Source organism: Mesorhizobium kamtschaticum, from assembly GCF_056174585.1.
On sequence record NZ_CM149691.1, the window covers coordinates 5,902,493 to 5,925,106 of the forward strand.

The 22,614-nt window shown below is 62.4% G+C and carries 19 protein-coding genes and 3 pseudogenes; 11 read left to right on the forward strand and 11 right to left on the reverse strand.

Annotation, left to right across the window (positions count from 1 at the left end; translation table 11 throughout):
* Window positions 1-30 precede the first annotated feature (30 nt).
* A complete protein-coding gene (locus AC0V7N_RS29475; protein WP_475451706.1) occupies window positions 31-846 on the reverse strand; it encodes a peptidoglycan-binding domain-containing protein in 816 nt (271 codons plus the stop codon).
* Window positions 821-2,600 (reverse strand): annotated as a pseudogene (locus AC0V7N_RS29480) (PAS domain-containing sensor histidine kinase). Before AC0V7N_RS29480 ends, AC0V7N_RS29475 begins: the two are co-directional and overlap by 26 nt.
* 532 nt (window positions 2,601-3,132) lie before the next feature.
* Here AC0V7N_RS29480 and AC0V7N_RS29485 point away from each other — a divergent pair.
* Together AC0V7N_RS29485 and AC0V7N_RS29490 are read left to right on the forward strand one after the other, a co-directional pair.
* Window positions 3,133-3,480 (forward strand): DUF5330 domain-containing protein, encoded by a 348-nt coding sequence (locus AC0V7N_RS29485; RefSeq protein ID WP_475451708.1) that lies wholly within the window; start codon window positions 3,133-3,135, stop codon window positions 3,478-3,480.
* Between the two features lie 101 nt (window positions 3,481-3,581).
* Window positions 3,582-4,010: a SufE family protein gene (locus AC0V7N_RS29490; RefSeq protein WP_475460542.1), complete on the forward strand. Its 429-nt coding sequence runs from the start codon at window positions 3,582-3,584 to the stop codon at window positions 4,008-4,010.
* Between the two features lie 88 nt (window positions 4,011-4,098).
* Here AC0V7N_RS29490 and AC0V7N_RS29495 read toward each other — a convergent pair whose 3' ends face one another.
* Together AC0V7N_RS29495 and AC0V7N_RS29500 are read right to left on the reverse strand one after the other, a co-directional pair.
* Complete coding sequence (locus AC0V7N_RS29495; RefSeq protein ID WP_095089970.1) at window positions 4,099-4,524, reverse strand: Ros/MucR family transcriptional regulator; 426 nt, start codon at window positions 4,522-4,524, stop codon at window positions 4,099-4,101.
* A 435-nt stretch (window positions 4,525-4,959) separates the two neighbouring features.
* Window positions 4,960-5,328 (reverse strand): SH3 domain-containing protein, encoded by a 369-nt coding sequence (locus AC0V7N_RS29500; RefSeq protein ID WP_475451710.1) that lies wholly within the window; start codon window positions 5,326-5,328, stop codon window positions 4,960-4,962.
* Between the two features lie 117 nt (window positions 5,329-5,445).
* Between AC0V7N_RS29500 and AC0V7N_RS29505 the strand changes: the two are divergent.
* The 3 genes and pseudogenes from AC0V7N_RS29505 to AC0V7N_RS29515 form a co-directional block, all read left to right on the forward strand.
* A pseudogene (locus AC0V7N_RS29505) lies at window positions 5,446-7,547 on the forward strand (S9 family peptidase); the annotation flags it as partial.
* A 16-nt stretch (window positions 7,548-7,563) separates the two neighbouring features.
* The gene (locus tag AC0V7N_RS29510; protein ID WP_475451712.1) at window positions 7,564-8,190 is read left to right on the forward strand and encodes a LysE family translocator; all 627 of its coding nucleotides are present in this window, start codon (window positions 7,564-7,566) and stop codon (window positions 8,188-8,190) included.
* A gap of 152 nt (window positions 8,191-8,342) precedes the next feature.
* Window positions 8,343-8,732 (forward strand): SET domain-containing protein, encoded by a 390-nt coding sequence (locus tag AC0V7N_RS29515; protein WP_475451713.1) that lies wholly within the window; start codon window positions 8,343-8,345, stop codon window positions 8,730-8,732.
* Between the two features lie 7 nt (window positions 8,733-8,739).
* On the opposite strand, the gene AC0V7N_RS29520 is transcribed toward AC0V7N_RS29515, so the two are convergent.
* The 4 genes from AC0V7N_RS29520 to AC0V7N_RS29535 all read right to left on the reverse strand — a co-directional run bounded on the left by AC0V7N_RS29520 (window position 8,740) and on the right by AC0V7N_RS29535 (window position 11,958).
* A complete protein-coding gene (locus tag AC0V7N_RS29520; protein WP_475451714.1) occupies window positions 8,740-9,693 on the reverse strand; it encodes a c-type cytochrome in 954 nt (317 codons plus the stop codon).
* A gap of 8 nt (window positions 9,694-9,701) precedes the next feature.
* Entirely contained in the window at window positions 9,702-10,139 is a 438-nt protein-coding gene (locus AC0V7N_RS29525) for a c-type cytochrome (RefSeq protein WP_475451716.1), read from the reverse strand.
* Window positions 10,140-10,302: 163 nt separating this feature from the next.
* Window positions 10,303-10,902: a superoxide dismutase gene (locus AC0V7N_RS29530; RefSeq protein ID WP_013532667.1), complete on the reverse strand. Its 600-nt coding sequence runs from the start codon at window positions 10,900-10,902 to the stop codon at window positions 10,303-10,305.
* 177 nt (window positions 10,903-11,079) lie between these two features.
* On the reverse strand, window positions 11,080-11,958 hold the full coding sequence (locus AC0V7N_RS29535) for a branched-chain amino acid aminotransferase (RefSeq protein ID WP_475451717.1): 879 nt from the start codon (window positions 11,956-11,958) through the stop codon (window positions 11,080-11,082).
* 155 nt (window positions 11,959-12,113) lie between these two features.
* On the opposite strand from AC0V7N_RS29535, the gene AC0V7N_RS29540 reads away from it, so the two are divergent.
* Entirely contained in the window at window positions 12,114-12,776 is a 663-nt protein-coding gene (locus AC0V7N_RS29540) for a haloacid dehalogenase type II (protein ID WP_475451719.1), read from the forward strand.
* Window positions 12,777-12,945: 169 nt separating this feature from the next.
* Window positions 12,946-13,770, forward strand: a complete 825-nt coding sequence (locus AC0V7N_RS29545) for a L,D-transpeptidase (protein ID WP_475451720.1) — start codon at window positions 12,946-12,948, stop codon at window positions 13,768-13,770.
* Between the two features lie 87 nt (window positions 13,771-13,857).
* Here the strand turns inward: AC0V7N_RS29545 and AC0V7N_RS29550 are convergent, their stop codons facing one another.
* Window positions 13,858-15,405 carry a helicase HerA-like domain-containing protein gene (locus AC0V7N_RS29550; protein WP_496627447.1) on the reverse strand — a complete coding sequence of 516 codons (1,548 nt, stop codon included), beginning with the start codon at window positions 15,403-15,405 and terminating at the stop codon, window positions 13,858-13,860.
* Window positions 15,406-15,731: 326 nt separating this feature from the next.
* Here AC0V7N_RS29550 and AC0V7N_RS29555 point away from each other — a divergent pair.
* From AC0V7N_RS29555 to AC0V7N_RS29565, 3 genes and pseudogenes are all read left to right on the forward strand, one after another.
* Window positions 15,732-17,173: pseudogene (locus AC0V7N_RS29555) on the forward strand (methylmalonyl-CoA mutase subunit beta).
* On the forward strand, window positions 17,170-19,293 hold the full coding sequence (scpA, locus tag AC0V7N_RS29560; protein ID WP_496627448.1) for a methylmalonyl-CoA mutase: 2,124 nt from the start codon (window positions 17,170-17,172) through the stop codon (window positions 19,291-19,293). The pseudogene AC0V7N_RS29555 and the gene scpA overlap by 4 nt, the downstream one beginning before the upstream one ends.
* Before the next feature lie 145 nt (window positions 19,294-19,438).
* Window positions 19,439-19,579: a hypothetical protein gene (locus tag AC0V7N_RS29565; protein WP_496627449.1), complete on the forward strand. Its 141-nt coding sequence runs from the start codon at window positions 19,439-19,441 to the stop codon at window positions 19,577-19,579.
* 28 nt (window positions 19,580-19,607) lie between these two features.
* Here the strand turns inward: AC0V7N_RS29565 and greA are convergent, their stop codons facing one another.
* On the reverse strand, window positions 19,608-20,081 hold the full coding sequence (greA, locus tag AC0V7N_RS29570) for a transcription elongation factor GreA (RefSeq protein ID WP_475451723.1): 474 nt from the start codon (window positions 20,079-20,081) through the stop codon (window positions 19,608-19,610).
* 140 nt (window positions 20,082-20,221) lie between these two features.
* Here greA and AC0V7N_RS29575 point away from each other — a divergent pair, with 140 nt between their 5' ends.
* Complete coding sequence (locus tag AC0V7N_RS29575; protein WP_475451724.1) at window positions 20,222-21,598, forward strand: TIGR03808 family TAT-translocated repetitive protein; 1,377 nt, start codon at window positions 20,222-20,224, stop codon at window positions 21,596-21,598.
* Window positions 21,599-21,607: 9 nt separating this feature from the next.
* Here the strand turns inward: AC0V7N_RS29575 and AC0V7N_RS29580 are convergent, their stop codons facing one another.
* On the reverse strand, window positions 21,608-22,612 hold the full coding sequence (locus AC0V7N_RS29580; RefSeq protein ID WP_475451725.1) for an asparaginase: 1,005 nt from the start codon (window positions 22,610-22,612) through the stop codon (window positions 21,608-21,610).
* Window positions 22,613-22,614: the final 2 nt, after the last annotated feature.

The window sequence follows — 22,614 nt, forward strand, 5'->3', positions numbered from 1 at the left end:
CCGCCGCTCGGCGAGCCGTCGTTTCAGGCCTTAGTTTGTCAGGCCGATCTCGCGCATCTTGACGTAGACGATCTCGTCGGGTTCGCCGGTCTGCGGCAGTCCGAACAGCGACTGGAATTCCTTGATCGCCGCCTTGGTGCGCGCACCGACGACACCGTCCAGCTGCATATTGTCATTGCCGAACGCCTTGAGCCCGGCCTGGATCTTGACGATACGGGGATCGGGTCCCTGGGTCGGGGCCGCATCCGTTTGCCCAGCATTCGTCTGGCCAGCATTCGTCTGCCCGGAATTTGTCTGCAACGACACCGGAACGGCGGTCGGCGCCACGTCTGGACGAGGCTGTGGTTTGGGCACGGCAGCGGTCTTCGGCGTTGCGCCAAGCTGATCCAGCAGCAGCGCGTCGATCTCGCCGGAAGCGTTGAGCCCGACCTTCTGCTGATAGGCCTGAATGGCCTTGCGCGTGTTCGGGCCGGAAATGCCGTCGACCGTGCCGGGATAGAAGTCGAGATCCTTCAATATGCCTTGCACCTGCTCGACGACCGGGTCGCCCTTGACCGGCGACGGCGCGGCACTGGGTCGTTCAATGTTGAATGTCGTCTCCGGCTCGTCAGCCGCGGCGTGCGGAAAAGCGTGGACGCTGCGGGTGGCGAAGAACGCCCCGGCATGCGGGAAAGGCTGATACCACAGCGCATTCGCCGAGACATAGAACAGCGTCACCAGGAATGCCGTCGATCCGCCCACCAAAACGGGATTGCGCGAAATCATCCCGCCGACGGCGATGGCGCCATCCTGAAAGGCGTTGCTGCGGCGTTTGACCGCCTTAGGCTGTTTTGCGGAGCGAGCCATTTCTGTCCCCTTTCGCCCTCGTCACCGGCATCGTCAGCACCCCTGCCTGGTTCGCCGGGCGCCCCTTCGGCCCGTTGACCGGCAGGCTGATGGTCACCGTGGTGCCCTCACCCGGCATGCTTTCGATCGACATGGTGCCTTCGTGCAGCGCCACCAGCCCCTTCACCAGTGACAGGCCAAGGCCGGTCCCCTCGAAACGGCGCGTATAGTCGTTCTGGATCTGCATGAAGGGCTTGCCGAGATTGGCGAAATCCTCCTCGGCGATGCCGATGCCGGTATCCCTGACCCAGAAATGCAGACGCGAGCCGATCCGCTTGGCGCCGACGACGACATCGCCGCCGTCGGGTGTGAACTTGATCGCATTGGAGACGAGGTTGATCAGTATCTGCTGCACGGCGCGGCGATCGGCATTGATGTCGCCGGCGTCGGGAGCGATCTGCGCCTGCAGGTCGATGTTCTTGGCCTGCGCCTGCAGGCTCATCATCGACTGGCACATGTCGACGGCTTCCATGAACCGGAACGGCTCCGGTTCCGCCGCGTAGGCGCCGGATTCGATCCGCGACACGTCGAGTATGGATGTCACGACGGCCAGCAGATGCTGGCCCGAATCCCGCACCAGGCCGACATATTCCTTCTGGCGCGGATCCTTGAAGGCACCGAACATCTCGTGCAGCAGCATGTCCGAGAAGCCGATGATGGCGTTCAACGGCGTGCGCAGCTCATGGCTCACCACCGCCAGGAACCGACCCTTGGCCACCTCTGCTGCGGCTGCCGCCTCATTGGCCTGCGCGAGTTCCTCACGCAGCCGGGCCGTCTCGTCATTCTCGCGCAGGATGAGCGTGAAGACGTCGCCCTGTTCCTCGGCGCGCAGCAGTTCGAGCAGGAACGGTCGATAGTTGTCAGCCACCAAGCGACTGTCATTTTGGCGACTGTCATTTTGGCGATTGTCACTCTGGCCATTGCCGTTCTGGGGCAGCCTGATGCGCAATTCGAGGCGGCGCGAGGCAGCACCATCACGCATGTCGGCCAGGGCGCTGAGATAGGAGACACGGTCCGACAGGTGGACGCGGTCGAAGAGGCCGGTTCCGGAAAGCAGTTCCGGCGGCAATTTCAAAAGTGTGCGCGCCTTGGCCGAGGCATCGAGCACCTCACCGTGGCGGGCGACCCGCAAGATCACCGCGTCGATGAGGTCTTCCAGCCGGTCACCGCTATCCAGCGTATCGGCCACACCGGCACTATCGCGAAACGCCGATAGGCGCGGGATCAGTGTCAGCGCCCAGGCCAACGGCACCAGCCAATGCCAGGCGGCTATCTGCGCGCCCGCGAAGGGCAAGAAAGCCGCAGCCAGAGGCTGAAGGGCAATGGCGGCAATGGCAGAGACCGCTCCCCACAGGGCCGCACGCCGTGAGGCGCCGATCCACCAGGCTTCGAACGGCAGCGCCACGGCAAGCATGGCGACAGGAGAACTCAACCCGCCGGCGGCGGCGATCAGACCGCCAAGGGCAACAGCCGCCATCGCCAGGGCGACCGGTGCCGCCGTGGCCATCCTGCCGGTCGCCGCCACCAGCAGGGCGATGAACCAGCACAGACCGAAGGCCGCGAAAATGGCGGCCATGGTCACCGCGGCACCCATGCCTGACGTAACCAGCGTGACCGCGGCACCGGCGGCAAAGAATGGCGCCGCCAGCATGACGCCGATGAAGCGGCGCTGGCGCTCGCGCCCGCTCTGCCCAAGAATTCGAGGGATGGACCATACGTTCGCAACCGGCGGCAATCGCGCCAGGCAATTCAGCGTATCTGGCCTTGATCGGCATCAACTCAACGCACTCGCACTCGTCGTGAACAGCTCTGCTTTTGCAGATTGTTTTGGTTGGCTCTGAAACTCTCATCCAGCGTTTAAGGAATGGATAAGGCAGGGCCGACCAAAGCCCGGCCTGTGGCAAATATCGGGATGCTTGCTGCCGAAAACCGGGGCAAATGCCGCCATAGTAAATGGAGGGTTATCCCCGAACGCCTGCCATCAGCGGACCATGGGCGCGGCGAGAAGCGGCCTAGTTTAGAGAAAATGCAATGGAAACAACCGGATAAATGGTTATCAAGGGGTAAGCAAAATCGTCCCGATATGAAACAAATCCATCACAAAACGCTTCGTTTCGAATTTGCCTAAAATTTGAGGAAAATTCTCGGCGAACCTGCAAGCCGTCCTTCGTGCCTGTGTGCCAACATCCTGCCCATAAAGAGGTCATGCCATATGATGCATGATCCGGTCACGACGAGAGGCAAGGCATGTTCTTCCTGATAAGAATGGCTTTCTGGTTTTCACTGGTGCTGCTGGCGCTGCCGCTGAGCGTCGGTTCCGAGCCGGGGCAGGACAGCGTCGGGCCGATCCAGGCCCTGTTCGCGGCCCGTGACGCCGTCGGCGACATCGCCGGCATCTGCGAACGCAAGCCCGATGTCTGCGAAACCGGCAAGTCGGCGATGCACACCATCACCGCGCGCGCCAAGGAGACCGCCAAGATCGCGGCCGCCATGCTGGACGACAAGTCCGCCGGCCCTGACACCTCGACAATGACGGGCAGCGTGCCGCAAGAGATTGTCCTGCCCGAGACCGTCAACCTGCCGATAAAGAATTAAGCCGTCTCGACGGCGCACCGCGGGCCGTCTGCCCTCTCGACGCCCGCGGTGTCCTTGTTTTTTCCGTGACGCGGCACTGCTGCATGACTATATCCGGGGTCATGACGACCACGATCCAGACGATCCGCGACGATTTTTCGTTCCTCGACGAATGGGAAGACCGCTACCGCTATGTGATCGAACTGGGCGAGGCGCTGCCGCCTTTTCCCGATGAGAAGCGCAATGCAGCCAACAAGGTGCCGGGCTGCGTCAGCCAGGTCTGGCTGACCACCGAACGGGGACCGGGCAGCGATCCGGTCATCACCTTCACGGGCGATTCGGACGCCCATATCGTGCGCGGCCTGGTGGCGATCATGCTGGCGCTGTTTTCCGGAAGGGCCGCCAGCGAGATCCAGAAAACCGATGCGGAAGCGACGCTGAAAGAGCTCGGCCTGGACGAGCACCTGTCGCCGCAGCGCGCCAACGGTCTTCGCTCGATGGTCAAGCGCATCAAGCGCGATGCCGAGATGGCACTCGCCCAGACCGCCTGAGCAGACCGGCAGGGTCCTGTCACGTCCCCAAAATCAAACGGCGCCCGAAGGCGCCGTTGATGTCGGTTCGACCTGACAGAGCAGGCGATTACCGCGCCTTGCGCTTGCGGCCAAGGCCCATCTTCTTGGCGAGCTGCGAGCGGGCTGCCGCATAGTTCGGGGCAACCATCGGATAGCTCGGGTCGAGATTCCACTTTTCGCGATACTGGTCCGGCGTCAGATCATAGTGGGTCATCAGGTGACGCTTGAGCGACTTGAACTTCTTGCCGTCTTCAAGACAGACAATGTAGTCGTCATGAACAGAGCGCTTCGGGTTGACAGCCGGCTTCTGCTTGTCGGCAGGGGGCTGTTCGGCGGTTCCGCCCACACGCCCGAGAGCGGCATGGACATCTGATATGAGGTTCGGCAGTTCGCCGACCGGCACGGGATTGTTACTGACATAGGCGGCCACCACATCGGCGGTCAGCTCGATCAGCGCGTCACTGTTTCTGGAAGGTGTTTCGACAATATCCATGGTCTTCAGGCCCCAACAAGAGTTACGTGGTCTGCGCCCTTTTTTACAGGCAGGGCATTGCACGAATTTTGAGCAGGTAGAGTTTCTGCGATTCGTGTCGCGGGCACATCAATGCGACCGAAGAGCAAGTAAGTCAATTCGCCCTTTGCATTATATTTGGGAATGCTGATCAACTATTCGCCAATCAGCTTCAATCTTTCGTGCATCATGTAATTTTTCGATATTTTTCGCGCCAAACCGGCAAAGGCTGACGTTACGTCAGCTGATCGTTACATTCGCGATAACTCACAAAGCAGATTTCAATGCTCTGGTTTGCTTTGCCATCGAGCCGACAATCTTGGTTGTTCACATCTGTCCACAAAACCTCAGGTTGCCGCTCATCTTTTTCGCAGGCAACCAGGCGACCATGCTGTCAGGACAAACGCTGGTGGTCGATCAATACGGGGTGATGTACTTGCCATAGGCCCAGCCGGTGACGAAGGCGCCGTTGTTGGCCGGGTCATACCAGACCTCGCACCAGCGATAGCGAACCGTCTGCTGCTGCTTCCATGCCGGTTGATTGGCGATATCGAGCAGGTTTATGCCACCGGTGCAGCGTCCGGTCATCTGCAGGACGGTCCCGTTCGGGTATGCGGCCTGCTTCTGCGATGTGCCGGACGGATACTTACGCACATTGAGCGTGTCGCCGAACGGCACATTGGCCACTTGCCAAGCCGCGAATACGGTCGCATGAGACTGGCCGGCAAAGACCAGAGTTAGCGAAGCAACGGCGAAAGTCGCAGCAATCCGAGATCGAACAGTCATCATCTTTCCTCCCCAACTCATCTCATGGAGCCGGCACCAACTCTAGGCTGCGGCCCTTGAACCCACCCTGATCAGCGTATTCATTCGCCATTCAAGATATTTCCCAAGCGAGACGCAATGACCAACACTCCCCGATTTCCGATCGTCAGCCCGCCGACACCCGAGAAGCGGCCGGTTTTCGACACGCATCACGGCATCACGCGAACCGATGAATATGCCTGGCTGCGGGCCGACAACTGGCAGGAGATGTTCAGGGATCCTTCCCTGCTCGATGCGGGTATCCGTGCCGAACTCGAAGCCGAGAATGCCTACCAGTCGAAGCTGATGGCCGACACTTCAGACCTGCGGAAGCAGCTTTTCAAGGAGATGAAGGCCCGCATCAAGGAAGACGATTCTTCCGTTCCTATGAAAGACGGACCCTATGCCTATGGTTCTTCCTTCAAGCTCGGCGGCGAGCAGCCGCGCTATTTCCGCATGCCGCGCGACGGCGGAGTTGAGCAGATCCTGCTCAACGGTGACCTTGAGGCGGAGGGTAAGGCCTATTTCCGGCTTGGCGGCGTCGATCATTCGGCCGACCACCGCAAGCTGCTGTGGGCCTTCGACGACAAGGGTTCCGAATTCTACACCCTGCGCGTGCGCGATCTTGCCGACGGCAAGGAACTGGCGGACCAGATTCCCGCCACCGGCGGTTCGGGCGTGTGGGACGCGGGCAATGACGGGTTCTTCTATACGCGTCTCGACCCCAACCACCGGCCGTCGAAAGTGCTGTTCCACGCATTGGGACAAGACCCTGAAAACGACCGCCTGATCTATGAGGAAACCGATCCCGGCTTCTTCATGAATGTCGACGGCACCCGCAACAACCAATGGATCATGATCGGCATCAACGATCACGAGACCTCGGAATACCGCCTGTTGAGCGCCAGCGATCCGTTTGCCGAGCCCAAGCTGGTTTCGGCGCGAGAGGTCGGCCTGCAATATGAGCTGGAGGAAGGCGGCGACATTTTCTTCATCCTGACCAATGCCGACGGCGCCGAGGACTTCAAGATCATGACGGCGCCGGCAAGCGATCCGGTCCGCGCCAACTGGCAGGAGCTGGTGGCGCATGAGCCGGGCCGGCTGATCCTGTCGGTGATCGGTTTCAAGGACCATATGGTCCGGCTCGAACGCAAGGAGGGCCTGCCGCGCATCGTCGTGCGCGACCGCACCAGCGGTGAAGAGCATCTTCTGTCTCTCGATGAGGAAGCATTCTCGCTCGGCCTGTCGGGTTCCTATGAATACGACACCGAGATCATGCGCTTTTCCTATTCGTCGATGACGACGCCGGCGCAGGTGTTCGACTACAATATGCGCACCCGCGAGCGTGTATTGCTCAAGACCCAGGAAGTGCCATCCGGCCATGATGCGGACCACTATGCCACCAGGCGGCTGATGGCGCCCGCCGCCGATGGCGAGTTGGTGCCGATCTCGCTTCTGCACCATCGCGACACGCCGCTCGATGGATCGGCACCGTGCCTGCTCTATGGTTACGGCTCCTACGGCATCACCGTGCCGGCAGCCTTCAACACCAACTGCCTGTCGCTGGTCGACCGCGGCTTCGTCTACGCCATCGCCCACGTCCGTGGCGGCAAGGACAAGGGCTACGGCTGGTACGATGACGGCAAGCGGGAGCACAAGATGAATACCTTCACGGATTTCATCGCCTGTGCGCGCCACCTCGTTGCCGAGCGCTATACCGCGCATGACCGCATGGTCGCGCAAGGCGGCTCGGCCGGCGGCATGCTGATGGGCGCCATCGCCAACATGGCGCCGGAGTGCTTTGGCGGCATCGTCGCCGAGGTTCCGTTCGTCGACGTTCTCACCACCATGCTCGACGCGACCCTGCCGCTGACGCCGCCGGAATGGCCGGAATGGGGCAACCCGATCGCGTCGGCCGACGACTACCGGACGATCGCCGCCTACTCGCCCTACGACAATGTCGCGGCGCTCGACTATCCGCCAATCCTGGCGCTTGCCGGCCTCACCGATCCGCGCGTCACCTATTGGGAACCGGCCAATGGGTGGCGCGGCTGCGCGAACGCAAGAGCGGCGACAATCCGGTGCTGTTCAAGATCAACATGGATTCTGGCCATGCCGGCGCGTCGGGCCGGTTCTCAAGGCTCGAGGAAATCGCCTATACCTATTCCTTCGCGCTGAAGGTGACGGGAAGGCGCAGCTTGCTGAGGAGACCCTCCGATGATCGATCTGTCGACATTGATAGCCTACATCGCCGTCGTGCTCGGCTTCGTCTTTATCCCGGGTCCAGCCACGCTGCTGACGATCGCCCGGGCAACGAGTTCGGGAACGAGGGTCGGAATCGCAACCGGTGCCGGGATCGCGGCCGGCGACATGTTTCACACTGTCATGGCGATGGTCGGCATCTCGGCGATCATCGCCACGTCGGCGACACTGTTCAGCATCGTAAAGTACATCGGCGCGGCCTATCTCGTTTACCTCGGCATTCGCGCGATCATCGAGAAGACGCCGGCCGATCCGACCGCCGGCGCGCTCGCCATCCCTGCCGGCAAGGCGTTTCGACAGGCTGTCCTGACCGAGGTGCTCAACCCCAAGACCGCGCTGTTCTTCCTCGCATTCCTGCCTCAGTTCGTGCGGCCCGAAAACGGATCCGTGATACTTCAATTGGCCGCATTGGGAATTGTCTTCGTCGCGCTGGGCCTTTTCAGCACGGTCATCTTTGCGTTAAGCGCCGGTCGGCTCGGCAGTTTCCTGCGCCGAAATCCGACAGTGCTGAAATGGCAGGGCAAGGTGGTCGGCGGCATCTACTGCGCCCTGGGCGTCCGTCTGGCGCTGCAGCAACGCTGACAGCGGCCAGCGCGCGCCATCCGGCAGGCATGATGATCATGACTTTTTGAATTCCGAATTGCTCATTTCCGCTCGCAATTGCGACGCCCGCGCGCTACCCAAAGCACGATTTTCCTGGGGCAACAAAGCCTACGCTCGCACAAGGGTCCATTATGCTGCTCGTCGACGTCTATCTCGACAAATCGCCCATCCAGGGCATCGGTGTCTTTGCCAAGAGCCACATTGCCAAGGGCACGCTGGTCTGGAAGCTCGACCCCCGGTTCGACCGGATCATCGACGTCGAGACCTATGAGGGCGAGACCGGGCCGGTGAAGAACTATCTCGACCGCTATTCCTACCCCGACCGGCGCGATCCGGCCTATATCGTCTTCGAAGCCGACGACGCCCGCTACATGAACCATGACGACGAGCCGAATTGCGATGTCTCGTCGCCCGAGGAAACCTACGCCTTGCGCGACATCGCAGCCGGCGAGGAGATGACCTGCAACTACAATCTCTTCTTCGAAACGGGCTTCGACTTCCTCGGCGACCGGCACCTGTAGTCGATAATCAATTCGCAGTCGGTTTCTTGCGTGCGGGATAACCGTTCGGGTGCGGCGGTACTGCCTTGAGGTAGGCGGCGATCGCGGCCCGGTCCTCCGGTGTCAGCTCAGCCATGTTGCGCTGCACGTCGACCATCGCGCCGCCAACGGAATCGAAATCAGGCGTGAAGCCGGTTTCGAGATAGTTGGCGATATCGGCTTCCGACCATTTGGCGACGGCGCCGGCGCCCGATGTGATGTTGGGCACAATGCCCGAGCCTTCGGCGGCCACGGCACCGGCAAGCCATTCGCTTTTCTTGATGCCGCCAGCGAAGTCGCGCGGCGTGTGGCATTCGCCGCAATGGCCCGGCCCTTCGACCAGGTAGCGGCCGGCCATCACGGGCTCAGGCGTGCCATCAGGCAAGGCGACAACAGGCTGGTGGCTGAGGTAGAGCAGCTTCCAAATGCCGATGCCGCGACGGATGTTGAAGGGGAAACCGAGCGAATTGGCCGGCGCCTTGCCGGCGACCGCGGGCAGCGTCTTGAGGAAGGCATAAAGGTCGGCAATGTCCGATGGCTTCATGCGGGCGTAGGACGCGTAGGGAAAGGCCGGATAAAAATGCTCGCCGGACGGCGACACGCCCTTGAGCATGGCGTTGGCGAGGTCGCCGACCGACCACGCCCCGATGCCATCCTTGGGGTCTTGCGAAATGTTGGGCGGCACGAAAGTGCCGAACGGCGTCTTGAGTTCGAGGCCGCCGACGAGCTGAAGCCGTGCATCGCCTTGTGAGCCCGGCTTTGCATGGCAGGAGGTGCAGCCGCCGGCATAGAAAATGCGCTTGCCCCGGCTCGCGTCGCCCGGCCCGAGTTGCGCCAGGGTCGCCGCATCCAGCTTGACCGGCGCCGACAGCAGCCAGCCAGCAGCCGCGCCGGCGCCACCCAGAACGAGAGCCACGCCGACGAGCTTCTTCAGCCATGCCATGGCTGAGATCAGCCCTTCTTGATCCTGTAACTCTGATGGCAGGTACCGCAATCCGAGCCGATGATGCCGAGTTGCGCCTTCAGCGCGTCGACATCGGCGGGAGCTGCTGCGACGGCGGCCTTGACGTCGGCGAGATACTTGTCCCCGGTGGCCTTGAAGCCGGCCATGTCTTCCCAGATCTTCGGCCCCGCCGTGGTGTCGCCGGCGTCGCTGCCTTTCGGGAACAACGCGTCGGCGTCGAACTTCTCGGCATTCGCCTGCAATGCCTGGAGTTGCGCTAGCACGGCAGCGGCATCAAAGGGGTCCTCGCCCTTGACTACTTTCGAAATGCCGCCGGCGATCTTTCCACGCTCCTTCATCAGAGCCTGCCGGTCGAGGATCGGGTCGGCGAAGGCCGCCGAACCGGCGAAGGCGAGCATTGAGATGGCGATGACAAGCTTTCTCATTCAATTGGCTCCATGATGAAGGTATTTAGGGACAGGACGTTAACGGAAGCGGCGGGCTAAATATCCCCTTCCCCCGGGCGATTTTTGCCGGGCTTTCGCAGCCACCGACATCGCTACAGAAAAAGAAAAGCCCCGGGATTGCCGGGGCCTTTCTGACGATCGATTACTTCGCCTTTTCGTAAAGTTCCAGCACATGATCCCAGTTGATCAGGCTGTCGACGAACGCCTCGAGATATTTCGGGCGGGCGTTGCGGTAGTCGATGTAATAGGAGTGTTCCCAGACGTCGACGCCGAGGATCGGCGAGGCGCCATGGACGAGCGGGTTTTCGCCGTTCGGCGTCTTCGAGATCGCCAGCTTGCCGTCCTTGACGGAAACCCAGGCCCAGCCCGAACCGAACTGCGTCGTGCCGGCGGCGATGAAATCAGCCTTGAACTTGTCGTAGCCGCCGAGGTCGCTGTCGACAGCCTTCTGCAGTGCGCCAGGCAGCTTGTTGCCGCCGCCGCCCTTCTTCATCCACTTCCAGAAATGGATGTGGTTGTAGTGCTGGGCTGCATTGTTGAAGAGACCGGCATTCTTGCCGAACGACTGCTTGACCACCTCTTCGACCGACAGATCGCCAAGACCCGCCTCGGCGGCCAGCTTGTTGCCGTTGTCGACATAGGCCTTGTGGTGCTTGTCGTGGTGATACTCCAGCGTCTCTTTCGACATGTAGGGCTGCAAGGCCTCATAGTCGTAGGGCAGAGCGGGCAATTCAAAAGCCATGGGTAGTACTCCCTCGTGGAAAAATCCGGTGTGGATACCGGATTAAGATAGGTCTGGATTGAGCTGGGACAACTCCGGAAGTGAAGCGCCGGTACCCTTTCTAAGCGGGTTCCGGAAAACTGTCACACGGTTTTCCCGCGACGAAGCGCGCAGCGACAAAAAGGCCGGGCTGGCGCGTCAGCCAGCCGACGTCGAATGCGCCCAGTCCCAATAGAGCTCGCGCGCCTTCTTGGCCACCGGCCCCGGTTGCAGGTCGCGATCCTCGATGCGCGTGATCGGCACCACCTTGGAATGGTTGCCTGTCGAGAAAATTTCGTCCGCTTCGAGGAAATCGCGCACCGACAGCGTCTTTTCCGTCGTCTTGAAGCCGTACTCGCCGAGCAGCGTCATCGTGCGCGAGCGCGTGATGCCGGACAGGAAGGTGCCGTTCGGCGCCGGCGTCAGCACGTGGCCATCCTTGACCAGGAAAATGTTGGAGCTTCCGGTCTCGGCGACATTGCCCAGCATGTCCAGCACCAGCGCATTGTCGAAGCCGCGCATCTTGGCTTCGAGGATGGCGCGGCCATTGTTGGGATAGAGGCAACCGGCCTTGGCATTGGTCGGCATGGTTTCGATCGTCGGACGCCGGAATGGCGACACGGTCACCGAAAACCCGGTTGGCGAGATCATCGGCGATTCATAGAGGCAGAGGCAGAAACGGGTCGAAGCGGGATCGGCCGGCACGCCCATATAGCCGCCGTGCTCGGCCCAGTACATCGGCCTGATATAGACCGCCGTCTTGCCGTCGAACTTCTTCAGTCCATCCCAGGTCAGCCCGACGATCTGTTCGGGCGACATGTTCGGCTTGAGGCCGAGCGCGATCGCCGAGGCGTTCACCCGCCTGGCATGGAGGTCGAGGTCGGGCGCCACGCCCTCGAACCAGCGCGCGCCGTCGAACACGCTGGTACCGAGCCACATGGCGTGGCTGCGCGGCCCCAAAATGGCGACGTTGCCCTCGAACCAATCGCCATCGACGAAAGTCCATGTCGCGGATTGCGCCGCTGCCGCCAGTGTCATCGCGTTATCCCGTTCCGATCAATCTTGTGTGACAACATTGGATGATGCTTTGGCCGCTGCCGTCAACGGGCATCGGGGAGTTTTGTTGAGGCCAGCGACAGGCGTGATGCAATCAAGGCTTGCACCTTGCCCCGCCTCGCCTCAAAACTGTCGCCATGCAATACGCCGCCTATGTTTTCGACGCCTACGGCACACTGTTCGACGTGCATGCCGCCGTGCGCCGCCATGCCGACCAGATCGGGCCGGATGGCCAGTTGCTGTCCGAAATCTGGCGCGCCAAGCAGCTCGAATATTCCTGGGTGCGCACGCTGATGGGCGCCTATGCCGACTTCTGGCAGCTGACCGAACAGGCGCTCGACTTCGCTTTGCGCAAGGTCCCGTCCGCCGATCCAAACCTCAAGGCCAAGCTGCTGGAAGCCTATTGGCGGCTGGATTGCTACCCGGAAGTGCCGGCCGTGCTGAAGGCGCTCAAGGCGTCGGGAGCCAGGCTGGCAATCCTCTCCAACGGCTCGCCCGAAATGCTGGAAGCGGCGGTCAAGTCCGCCGCGCTCGACCAGGTCCTGGACGACATCTATTCGGTCGATGCGGTGCGGCGCTTCAAGACCGATCCGGCGGTCTACGACATGGTCGCCACTGGCTGGCGCCTCTATCCCGGCGCGGTGTCCTTCCAGTCCTCCAATCGCTGGGACATCGCAGGCGCGACCAAATTCGGCTTCCGCACGGTTTGGATCAACCGTTCGAACCAGCCCGAGGAATACCGGGACTTCCCGCCGGCCCTGATCCTGCCAACCCTCGAAGCTTTGGTGTCAGGCAGCTAGGGCTGTGGCCCTGGCGCCACAGTGGCGGTGCAGTCACAGCTTCGCCTTTGTTTGTCCACGTTCGGGCCAGAATCGGAACCGCCTATCGTCTCAGGTGTTGTCAGGCACCTCGTAACAACGGTCGGCGAATTCACGCTTTGTTGCGATTTCCGACCTAAAGAAGGCAACCATGTCCAATACCGAAATCGAATCCTTTCGCCTGAGCCGTCGCGGCTTCCTCAATGCCGCTGCACTAGGCGCCGCCTCGATTGCGGTTTCCGCATGCGCCACCACCGGGCCGGGACCGGTCCAGCCGCCACCGCCGACTTATGTAGAACCGCCTCTGCCCGACTACGCGACGATGTATGCGGCCGTCAGCGATGGCGGTTTCGACCTTCCGGCCATACCGTTCGAAAGAATCGATCCGCAGTACCTGCGCCAGATCGTGCCCGATCCGACGGGGCAGAAGCCTGGCACGATCGTCGTCGATACGACCGGACATCATCTCTATCTGGTGCGACCGGGCGGCCAGGCGATCCGCTATGGTGTCGGCCTCGGCCGCGCCGGCTTCGAATGGTCCGGCGATGCCGTCGTCCAGTGGAAGCAGAAGTGGCCGAAATGGACGCCGCCGGATGAAATGATCGCCCGGCAGCCGGAATTGAAGCCATACAGCGCCGACAATGGCGGCATGCCCGGCGGGCTGAAAAACCCGCTCGGTGCGCGCGCGCTCTATCTTTTCCAGGGCAACGTCGACACGCTCTACCGCCTGCACGGTTCGCCGGAATGGAAATCGATCGGCAAGTCGGTTTCATCAGGCTGCGTTCGTTTCATGAACCAGGACATCATCGATCTCTATGATCGCGTGCCCCAGAAGACGCCGGTCATCGTGACCGCTGATATCGGTCAGGCAATGGCGGCGACGGCCAACCGCAAGGCTATCCCGATCGATTCCGGCGTGCCGGACGGATCGGTCCTGCTCGGACCTGTGAAGGCCGTAACGGACGCGATCTTCTGAGTTGGCCGTCTACGGAAATGCTTAGCGCCACGCGTTCAAGGGAACGCGCGGCGCTGTAACGCAGGCTTTGCTGCCTTGGCATAAAGCTCAGCGGCCCCTCGACAGGCTCCCCAAAATTCCACGCACAATCGCGCGTCCGACCGACGAGCCGACCGAGCGCACCACCGACTTGATCGCGGCCTCGGCCACCGTCTGGCGATCGGAGGGGCGCGGCGTCGGGGCGCGGCGGCCACCCGACTGCGGTGCGGGATCGTCATTGCCGAAACCCGGAATGGTCCAACGCGAACCACCGGTGCCGGCCTGCTGCGCCTGCGCCTCGGCGTCCTGCGCCTCCTTGGCCTTCTTCTGCAGCATCTCGAAGGCCGATTCTCGGTCGATGACCTCGTCGTACTGTCCGGTGACGGGGCTTTCCGCGATCAGCTTTTGCCGCTCGGCGGGAGTTATCGGCCCGAGCCGCGACGACGGTGGGCGGATCGAGGTGCGTTGAACCATGGACGGAATGCCTTTGGCCTCCAGCGTCGAGACCAGCGCTTCGCCGGTGGCGAGTTGGGTGATGGCGACGGCGCAATCGAAATCGGGATTGGGACGGAACGTCTCGGCCGCCGTCCTCACCGCCTGCTGCTCACGCGGCGTGTAGGCGCGCAGCGCGTGCTGGACGCGATTGCCGAGCTGGGCCAGAACCTTTTCAGGGATATCCAGGGGGTTCTGCGTGACGAAATAGACGCCGACGCCTTTCGAACGGATCAGGCGGACCACCTGCTCGACGCGATCGATCAGCACTTTCGGCGCTTCGTCGAACAGAAGATGCGCCTCGTCGAAGAAGAACACCAGCTTCGGCTTGTCAGGATCGCCGACTTCCGGCAACACCTCGAACAGTTCCGACATCAGCCATAACAGGAAGGTCGCATAGAGCCGCGGGTTCATCATCAGCTTGTCGGCGGCAAGCACGCTGATCGCACCGCGCCCGTCCCGGGTGGTGCGCATGATGTCGGAGATCCGCAGTGCCGGCTCGCCGAAGAAATGCGCCGCACCTTGCTGCTCCAGGACCAGCAGCGTGCGCTGGATAGCTCCCACGGAAGGTTTGGTCACATTGCCGTAGCGCGAGCCGATCTCGTCGGCGCGCTCGGCGATGTTGGCCAGCAGCGCCTGAAGATCCTTCATGTCGAGCAGCAGCAGGCCTTCCTCGTCGGCCAGGCGGAAGGCGATATTCATGATGCCTTCCTGCGCCTCGGTGAGGTTCATCAGGCGCGACAACAGCAGCGGCCCCATCTCAGAGACGGTGGCGCGGATCGGATGACCCTGCTCGCCGAACAGGTCCCAGAAGATGACCGGGAATTCCTGGAAGTCATAGGGATCGAGCTTGACCTGCGCGGCCCGCTTGAGCAGGAAATCCTGCGCCGTGCCCATCATGGAAATGCCGGACAGGTCGCCCTTGATGTCGGCGCAGAACACCGGCACGCCGGCATTCGAAAAACCTTCGGCCAGGATCTGCAAGGTGACGGTCTTGCCGGTGCCGGTGGCACCGGTCACCAGGCCATGGCGATTCCCATATTGCAGCAACAGCTGCTCGGCACGCTGATAGCTGTCGTCGGGCTTGCGGCTGGCGCCGATGAAAATACTGGTGTCGTCAGCCATATGTCGGGTCTCCGCAAATCGATGTGTCAAAAGCCAGCCTTTGCCCGAAGGTATAGTGAGGCTGCTGCACAGCGACAAGCCGATCATCTAGATCGGGGCCGACCATCCAAATCGAGGCCAATCGTCCCAATCGGACCCATCGCCGAAATCGGATTTTTGGAACTTGCGGATTTTGCTGGTGTTTGGCAATCGTTCATGGTTCGTCCATGCAAGCCGCCCTATATCTGGTGGATCGCATTCGGACCCTGGACGTGCATTGCGATAACCGGTCGGGGACCGTAGACTGAACCGCCCGGCTGGTGCGGCCACATAAACGAGGAAAATGGATGGGCGCCGGAGCCTTGACTAGGGATGCTGAACCTGTGAACGCGGAGCGCCAGCGTTGGCTGGCCCTGGCGGAAAAGGCGTTGGCCGGCGCATCCTTCGAGGAAAAGCTGGTCTCGCACACCGACGACACCATCCGCATCGAGCCACTCTATGACCGTGCGACCGGGACGGAGCCGATCGTGCGCGCGAATCCCCGATCGCCCTGGATTGTCAGCCAGCGCGTCGACGACCCTGATGTCGATCGCGCCAAGGCGCAGGTCCTGGATGATATCGCGCAGGGCGCGACGGGATTGTCGCTCGTCTTCGAAGGTGCTCCGAACGCATTCGGCTACGGTCTGCCGAGGACCGCACAGGCGCTGGAAACGGTGCTGGAGGGTGTGCCCCTCAACCGGATCCAGATCCGCATCGACACCCACCCCTGGAGCCGCCCCATGGCCGACTGGCTGGTGGCGTTCCTGAGCAAGCGCCGCTCCGATCCGGCAAAGCTCAACCTGTCCTTCGGCATCGATCCGGCGGCCATCCTCGCCGGAACCGGCCGGCTGCGCATGTCGATCGAGGCATTGCAGGAATCGATGCCGCAATCGCTGGCGCATTTCTTCTCGATGGGCGTTCCCGGCGTGTTGCTGGAAGCGGACGGTCGCGTCTTCCACAATGCCGGCGCCACGGAGGCGCAGGAACTCGGCATCATGCTGGCGTCCGCTGTCTCTTATCTCAGAATGTTCGAGAAGGCGCGGCAGCCGCTCGTCTATGCCGCACCGCATATCGGCTTCGCGCTCAGCGTCGACCAGGACCAGTTCCTGTCGATGGCCAAGGTGCGGGCGCTGCGCAGGCTATGGGCACGGGTGCAGGAAGCCTGCTCGATCCCCAATTCGACGGCCAACATCCATGCCGAGACATCATTTCGCATGATGACGGCATTGGACCCGAGACCAACATCCTGCGCACGACAATCGGCTGCTTCGCCGCGGCCGCGGGGGGAGCCGATTCGATCTCCATCCTGCCGCATACGATCGCGCACGGCCTGCCGGCGCCTTTTGCCCGCCGCGTCGCGCGCAACGCACAGTTGATCATGGCCAATGAAAGCCATGTCGATCACGTCGCCGATCCCGCCTATGGGTCCGGCGCGGTCGAAGCGCTGACGGCGGAGCTTTGCGAAGCCGCCTGGGCGGAGCTGCAGACGATCGAGGCCGAAGGAGGCGTATTGTCCAGCCTTCGGGACGGACACATCCAGAAGCGTGTTCGCGCTGCCGCCGCCCGTCGCAACGTCGCCTTCAAGACAGGCGAGCGGGCCATCATCGGCACCACGCTCTATCCGCAGAAAAGCGAGCGTCCGGTCGAAACGCTGGACGCGGAGCAGCGGCCTGCCTTCACCGAAGGTGTCGTCCTGTGCGAACCGCTGTTTCCAGCCCGCATCGACCAATCCATCGGGGCCGCCTCTTGATCCCGGATTTCAGTCAGATCGGCTGGGTGCCGCCACGACGCGCACCGGTCGAGGTCAAGGGCCAGCGGACGACGCCGGAAGGGCTTGTCGTCAAGCATCTCTACAATCAGGGCGACCTCAAGGGCCTGCCGCATCTCGACACCTATCCAGGCTTGCCGCCCTTCGTGCGCGGCCCCTACCCGACCATGTATGTCCAGCAGCCCTGGACGATCCGGCAATATGCCGGTTTCTCCACGGCCGAGGAATCCAACGCCTTCTACCGGCGCAATCTTGCCGCCGGCCAGAAAGGTCTGTCGGTCGCCTTCGATCTGGCCACGCATCGCGGCTATGACAGCGACCATCCGCGCGTTGCCGGCGATGTCGGCATGGCGGGCGTCGCCATCGATTCCATCCTCGACATGCGGCAGTTGTTCGACGGCATTCCGCTCGGCGACATGACGGTGTCGATGACGATGAACGGCGCGGTGCTGCCGATCATGGCGCTTTATATCGTCGCGGCGGAAGAACAGGGCGTTGCGCAGAAGGATCTGGCCGGGACCATTCAGAACGACATTCTGAAGGAGTTCATGGTCCGCAACACCTACATCTATCCGCCAAAGCCCTCGATGCGGATCGTGTCGGACATCTTCTCCTACACGTCGAAGAACATGCCGAAGTTCAATTCGATCTCGATCTCCGGCTACCACATGCAGGAGGCCGGCGCGACCGCCGACCTGGAGCTTGCCTATACGATCGCCGACGGCATCGAATATGCCCGCGCGGGTGTCGCGGCGGGGCTCGATATCGACCGTTTCGCGCCACGCCTGTCGTTCTTCTGGGCGATCGGCATGAACTTCTTCATGGAAGTCGCCAAGCTCAGGGCCGCGCGCCTGCTGTGGGCGACGCTGATGAAGAAGAATTTTGCGCCGAAGGACGAGCGTTCGCTGTCGCTGCGCACCCATTGCCAGACGTCCGGCTGGTCGCTGACGGCGCAGGACCCCTACAACAACATCATCCGCACCATGATCGAGGCGATGGCGGCCACGCAGGGCCACACCCAATCGCTGCACACCAACTCCTTCGACGAGGCGATGGCGCTGCCGACCGATCATTCGGCCCGCATCGCCCGCAACACGCAGCTCATCCTGCAGAAGGAATCCGGCACCACGCGCATCATCGATCCGTGGGGCGGCTCTGCCTATCTCGAGCGGCTCACCCATGATCTGGCGGCGCGCGCGCTTGCCCATATCGAGGAGGTCGAGGCGCTCGGTGGCATGGCCGCAGCGACCGAACAGGGCATTCCGAAGCTGCGCATCGAGGAAGCAGCGGCGCGCACGCAGGCACGCATCGATTCCGGCGAGCAGATGCTGGTCGGCGTCAATGCGCATCGCCCCGAGAACGACATCGAGGTCGACGTGCTGAAGATCGACAATGCCGAGGTCAGGGCCCGGCAATTGTCGAAGCTGCAACGGCTGAAGGGCACGCGTGAGGTCGCGGCCGTCGAAAGCGCGCTCGATGCGCTGACCCGTGCCGCGCAAGGCAATGAGAACCTGCTGGAATTCGCCATCCGCGCCGCGCGCGCCAATGCGACAGTCGGCGAGATTTCGTTTGCGCTAGAAAGAGCCTTTGGCCGCCACGTCGCGACGGTGCAGACCATCTCTGGCGTCTACCGCAAGGCGCTTGGCGACAATCCTGTGGTCGACGGGCTGCAGGACAAGCTCACTGCCTTCGAGAAGAAAAACGGCAGCAGGCCGCGCATCCTCGTTGCCAAGATGGGACAGGATGGCCACGACCGTGGACAGAAGGTGATCGCCACAGCCTTCGCCGATCTCGGCTTCGACGTCACCGTCGGCGCGATGTTCCAGACGCCGGAAGAGATCGCCAAACTGGCGGTCCAGCATGACGTCCACATCATTGGCGCCTCATCGCTGGCGGCAGGACACCTGACGCTGATCCCAGAATTGCGCGACGCGCTGAAAAAACTCGGCCGTGGCGACATGCTGATCGTGGCCGGCGGCGTTATCCCGCCGCAGGATTACGACGCCGTGCTGCAAGCCGGCGCGGCGGAAATTTTCCCGCCGGGGACGGTTATTCCGGAGGCGGCGGACCGGCTGATGGATCGGCTGCTGGCTGCGGAGTAAGCTTGCTGCGCTGCTGGAAAGGTTGTGCTAGGGTCGAACCTACAACCAAAGGCGCAGTAGCCGTGAAGACCACTATCCAAACGCTCGACGACGGATCAGAAGCCCTAATCTTGCCTCGGAACTGCTCGACGGCTTGAATCAGCATGTGGGCGATCAACTCCAGATCATCGAAACCGATGACGGCATCATCCTAAGACCAATGACCGACAGCTTCGATCGGCAGATGAAGGCTGCTCGTGAGGTCATGGACAAATATAAAGCTGGCCTTCAAAAGCTGGCCGAATGACGCGTCAACTTGGCAATTTGGAAACGCTCTAACTGTCCGAGAGCTTGACGATTTCCCATTCGTTGCCGTTGACCGTGACGACCTCGCCGACCTTCTTGCCGAACAGGGCGACCGCCATCGGCGAAACGTGGGAAATCGTGCCCTTGGCCGGGTCAGCCTCGTCCTCGCCGACGATCTTCCAGTGCACCTTCTTGCCGTCATCGCCTTCCAGCGTGACGCCCATGCCGAAGCGGACGACATCGCTGTCGGGCTCCGGCACGGAAAGCTCGGCGTTTTCGCGCCGGGCCGTCCAGTAGCGCAGGTCGCGCGACACGACCGCGATGCGCTCGCGATCAGCCTTCTTCTCGGCTTTCGCCAGGATATCGCGCAGATCGGCCAGATTGTCCTCGATCTGCGCCAGGCCACGCTCCGTCACCAGGTTGCGGTGCGTGCTGATCGGCCGCTCGCCGACGCCGGCGATGGCATTTTCGCTGTCTTCTTCGCGGGTGAAAGCTCTGCTCATTCCCTGAACCTAGGCCTCGAGTGGCTGCTCGACAAGCCATTGTCGATACCTCGTGAAGCGGAACAGGGCGTCTGGCACGATTCCTGCGGTGTCAGGGCTGACACCGCGGTGTCATGGTTGAACGCTGGGATTCTGTGCCGATGTTGAACAGGCGAACACTGCTGACCGGAACCGCCGGCTTTGCCGTCATGGGCCTTTCGCTCGGCAAGGCGGCGGCCGCCAGCCTGGCTGGTATCGAGAAGGCCTCGATGCGCGGCTCGATCAACGCCACCGAACTTGGCGTGCAGCCCGGCACCTTCGACGACCAGAGCAAGGCCTTCGCCAAGCTGCTGCGTGACGCGAACGAGCGCGACATACCGGTGTTCCTGCCGGCGGGCACCTATGTGGTGTCCAACCTGTCGCTGCCCAGCCGCGTGCGTCTTTCCGGTGTGCCGGGCGCAACGCGGATCGTCTATGGCGGCGACGGCCACCTCTTCATGGCCGAACAGGCCGACCATATCGAACTGAGCGGGCTGGTCTTCGACGGTTCTAACCGCTCGATGGGCGACTATGCGCAAGGGTTGCTCGATCTGCGCCGGGTCGGCCATCTCGTCGTCGACAATTGCCAGATAACGGGCAGCGGCAAGAATGGATTGGCGCTGGAACACGCGGCAGGCCGCATCGAACGCTCCGACATATCGGGCGCGGCGGACGCCGGCATCCATTCGGTCGAGGCAGCTGGACTGGCGATATCAGGCAACACCGTCTCCGACTGCGCCAATGGCGGCATCCTCGTGCATCGCTGGCAGGCGGCGGAGGACGGCACCATGGTCACCGGCAACCGTGTCGAACGCATCGGCGCGCGCAGCGGCGGAACCGGCCAGAACGGCAATGGCATCAACGCCTTCCGCGCCGGCAATGTCATCATCTCGGGCAACGTCGTTTCGGACTGTGCTTTCTCGGCGATCCGCGCCAACAGTTCGAGCAATCTGCAGATTTCAGGCAATACCTGTTCGCGCTCGGGCGAGACCGCGGTCTATTCCGAATTCTCGTTCGAGGGTGCCGTCATCAGCAACAACATCGTCGATGGCGCGGCCAACGGCATCTCGATCGTCAACTTCAATGAAGGTGGCCGCATGGGTGTCTGCTCGGGCAACATCGTGCGCAATTTGTCGACCAGCGGCCCCTACACCGCCGATCCGCCCGGCTTCGGCGTCGGCATTGCCGTCGAAGCCGACACCATCGCGTCCAACAACGTCATCGAGAACGCGCCGCTCTATGGCATGTCGATCGGCTGGGGGCCGTATCTGCGCAATGTGGTGGCCACGGGCAACATCATCCGCAAGGCAGGCACCGGCATTGTCGTCAGCGTGGTCGAGGGTGCCGGCACCGCCGTCATCTCCGACAACGTCATCGACGGCGCGTTGAACGGCGCCGTCATCGGCCAGCGCTGGGCCGAGCCGGTGACATCAGACCTCACCCAGTCAAGCAATAGCGGCTTTGCGCATCTGACGGTTGAGCGCAACCGCGTCAGCTGAGAGCAATTTTTAATTCAAGGCCGGGGTCGGCCTCAGCGCCCCGACCTTGGCGCCAATCCGGCTTTCGATCGGGGCGTTCGCCAGTTCGAGCAGCTTCGCCGCCACGGCCTCATCGGCACGCAGCAGTCTGGCAAGGACGGCGGCCGCCATGGCCTCGCCGGCGCGGCCGGCACCATCATCGCATTTGATGGCGATGCCGAGGCCAAGTTCGGGTATCGCGCTACAGTGGACACCTTCGGCGCCGCCTTTCGCAAAGATCCGGCCAGGTGCCGCTTCCATCAAAGCGACATCGGCGCGGCCTGTGCCGGCAACGAAGAAGGGTTCTGCCATGCAGGCCGCGAACAGACGCTTTGCTGCCTTGGCCCGCTCTGGACCAAAACCTGATGTCGTGGCCATACGGGCAAAGCCGAGCGCGAAACTCTTGAGCGGCACCGCATAGGTCGGGATCGAGCAGCCATCGGTCGCCCGCTCATCGGCGCCATGGACGGCCCCGGTGACCGACTGCATGGCGTCGCGCACCATCTCCTGCAGACCGTGCCCCGCTTTGACGTAGCCGCGGTGCGCAATGCCCGCGTGGACGCAGATGCAGAGGAAGCCGGAATGTTTGCCGGAACAGTTGTTATGCAGCGCGTTGGGCGAACCGCCGGAGCGGGCAAGCGCAATCTCCGCATCATGATTCGAGGGCCAATGCGCGCCGCATTCGAGCGCTGAGCCGTCCAGCCCGGCCCTGGCCAGCATGGACCGCGCCAGTTCGACATGCGCCGGCTCGCCGGAATGGGAGGCGCAGGCCAGCGCCAGTTCGCGGTTGCCGAAGCCATAGGCATCGGCAGCACCGGTTTCGACCAGCGGCAGGGCCTGGATCGCCTTGACCGCCGAGCGCGGGAACACCGGCTTCGAGGTGTCGCCGATCTCCAGGACCGGCTTGCCGTCGGCATCGAAGACCGCGACGGCACCGCGATGCACGCTCTCGACGATTGCGCCGCGCAGAACCTCGATCAGGACCGGATTTACCATGC

Coding starts and splice junctions, on each gene's coding strand:
- AC0V7N_RS29550 (WP_496627447.1), bottom strand. CDS start 15,405: ATGGCTGACGACACCAGTATTTTCATCGGCGCCAGCCGCAAGCCCGAC.
- AC0V7N_RS29495 (WP_095089970.1), bottom strand. CDS start 4,524: ATGGATATTGTCGAAACACCTTCCAGAAACAGTGACGCGCTGATCGAG.
- AC0V7N_RS29510 (WP_475451712.1), top strand. CDS start 7,564: ATGATCGATCTGTCGACATTGATAGCCTACATCGCCGTCGTGCTCGGC.
- AC0V7N_RS29530 (WP_013532667.1), bottom strand. CDS start 10,902: ATGGCTTTTGAATTGCCCGCTCTGCCCTACGACTATGAGGCCTTGCAG.
- AC0V7N_RS29520 (WP_475451714.1), bottom strand. CDS start 9,693: ATGGCATGGCTGAAGAAGCTCGTCGGCGTGGCTCTCGTTCTGGGTGGC.
- AC0V7N_RS29540 (WP_475451719.1), top strand. CDS start 12,114: ATGCAATACGCCGCCTATGTTTTCGACGCCTACGGCACACTGTTCGAC.
- AC0V7N_RS29575 (WP_475451724.1), top strand. CDS start 20,222: ATGTTGAACAGGCGAACACTGCTGACCGGAACCGCCGGCTTTGCCGTC.
- AC0V7N_RS29545 (WP_475451720.1), top strand. CDS start 12,946: ATGTCCAATACCGAAATCGAATCCTTTCGCCTGAGCCGTCGCGGCTTC.
- AC0V7N_RS29580 (WP_475451725.1), bottom strand. CDS start 22,612: ATGGTAAATCCGGTCCTGATCGAGGTTCTGCGCGGCGCAATCGTCGAG.
- AC0V7N_RS29535 (WP_475451717.1), bottom strand. CDS start 11,958: ATGACACTGGCGGCAGCGGCGCAATCCGCGACATGGACTTTCGTCGAT.
- AC0V7N_RS29485 (WP_475451708.1), top strand. CDS start 3,133: ATGTTCTTCCTGATAAGAATGGCTTTCTGGTTTTCACTGGTGCTGCTG.
- AC0V7N_RS29500 (WP_475451710.1), bottom strand. CDS start 5,328: ATGACTGTTCGATCTCGGATTGCTGCGACTTTCGCCGTTGCTTCGCTA.
- AC0V7N_RS29490 (WP_475460542.1), top strand. CDS start 3,582: ATGACGACCACGATCCAGACGATCCGCGACGATTTTTCGTTCCTCGAC.
- greA (WP_475451723.1), bottom strand. CDS start 20,081: ATGAGCAGAGCTTTCACCCGCGAAGAAGACAGCGAAAATGCCATCGCC.
- AC0V7N_RS29515 (WP_475451713.1), top strand. CDS start 8,343: ATGCTGCTCGTCGACGTCTATCTCGACAAATCGCCCATCCAGGGCATC.
- AC0V7N_RS29525 (WP_475451716.1), bottom strand. CDS start 10,139: ATGAGAAAGCTTGTCATCGCCATCTCAATGCTCGCCTTCGCCGGTTCG.
- AC0V7N_RS29475 (WP_475451706.1), bottom strand. CDS start 846: ATGGCTCGCTCCGCAAAACAGCCTAAGGCGGTCAAACGCCGCAGCAAC.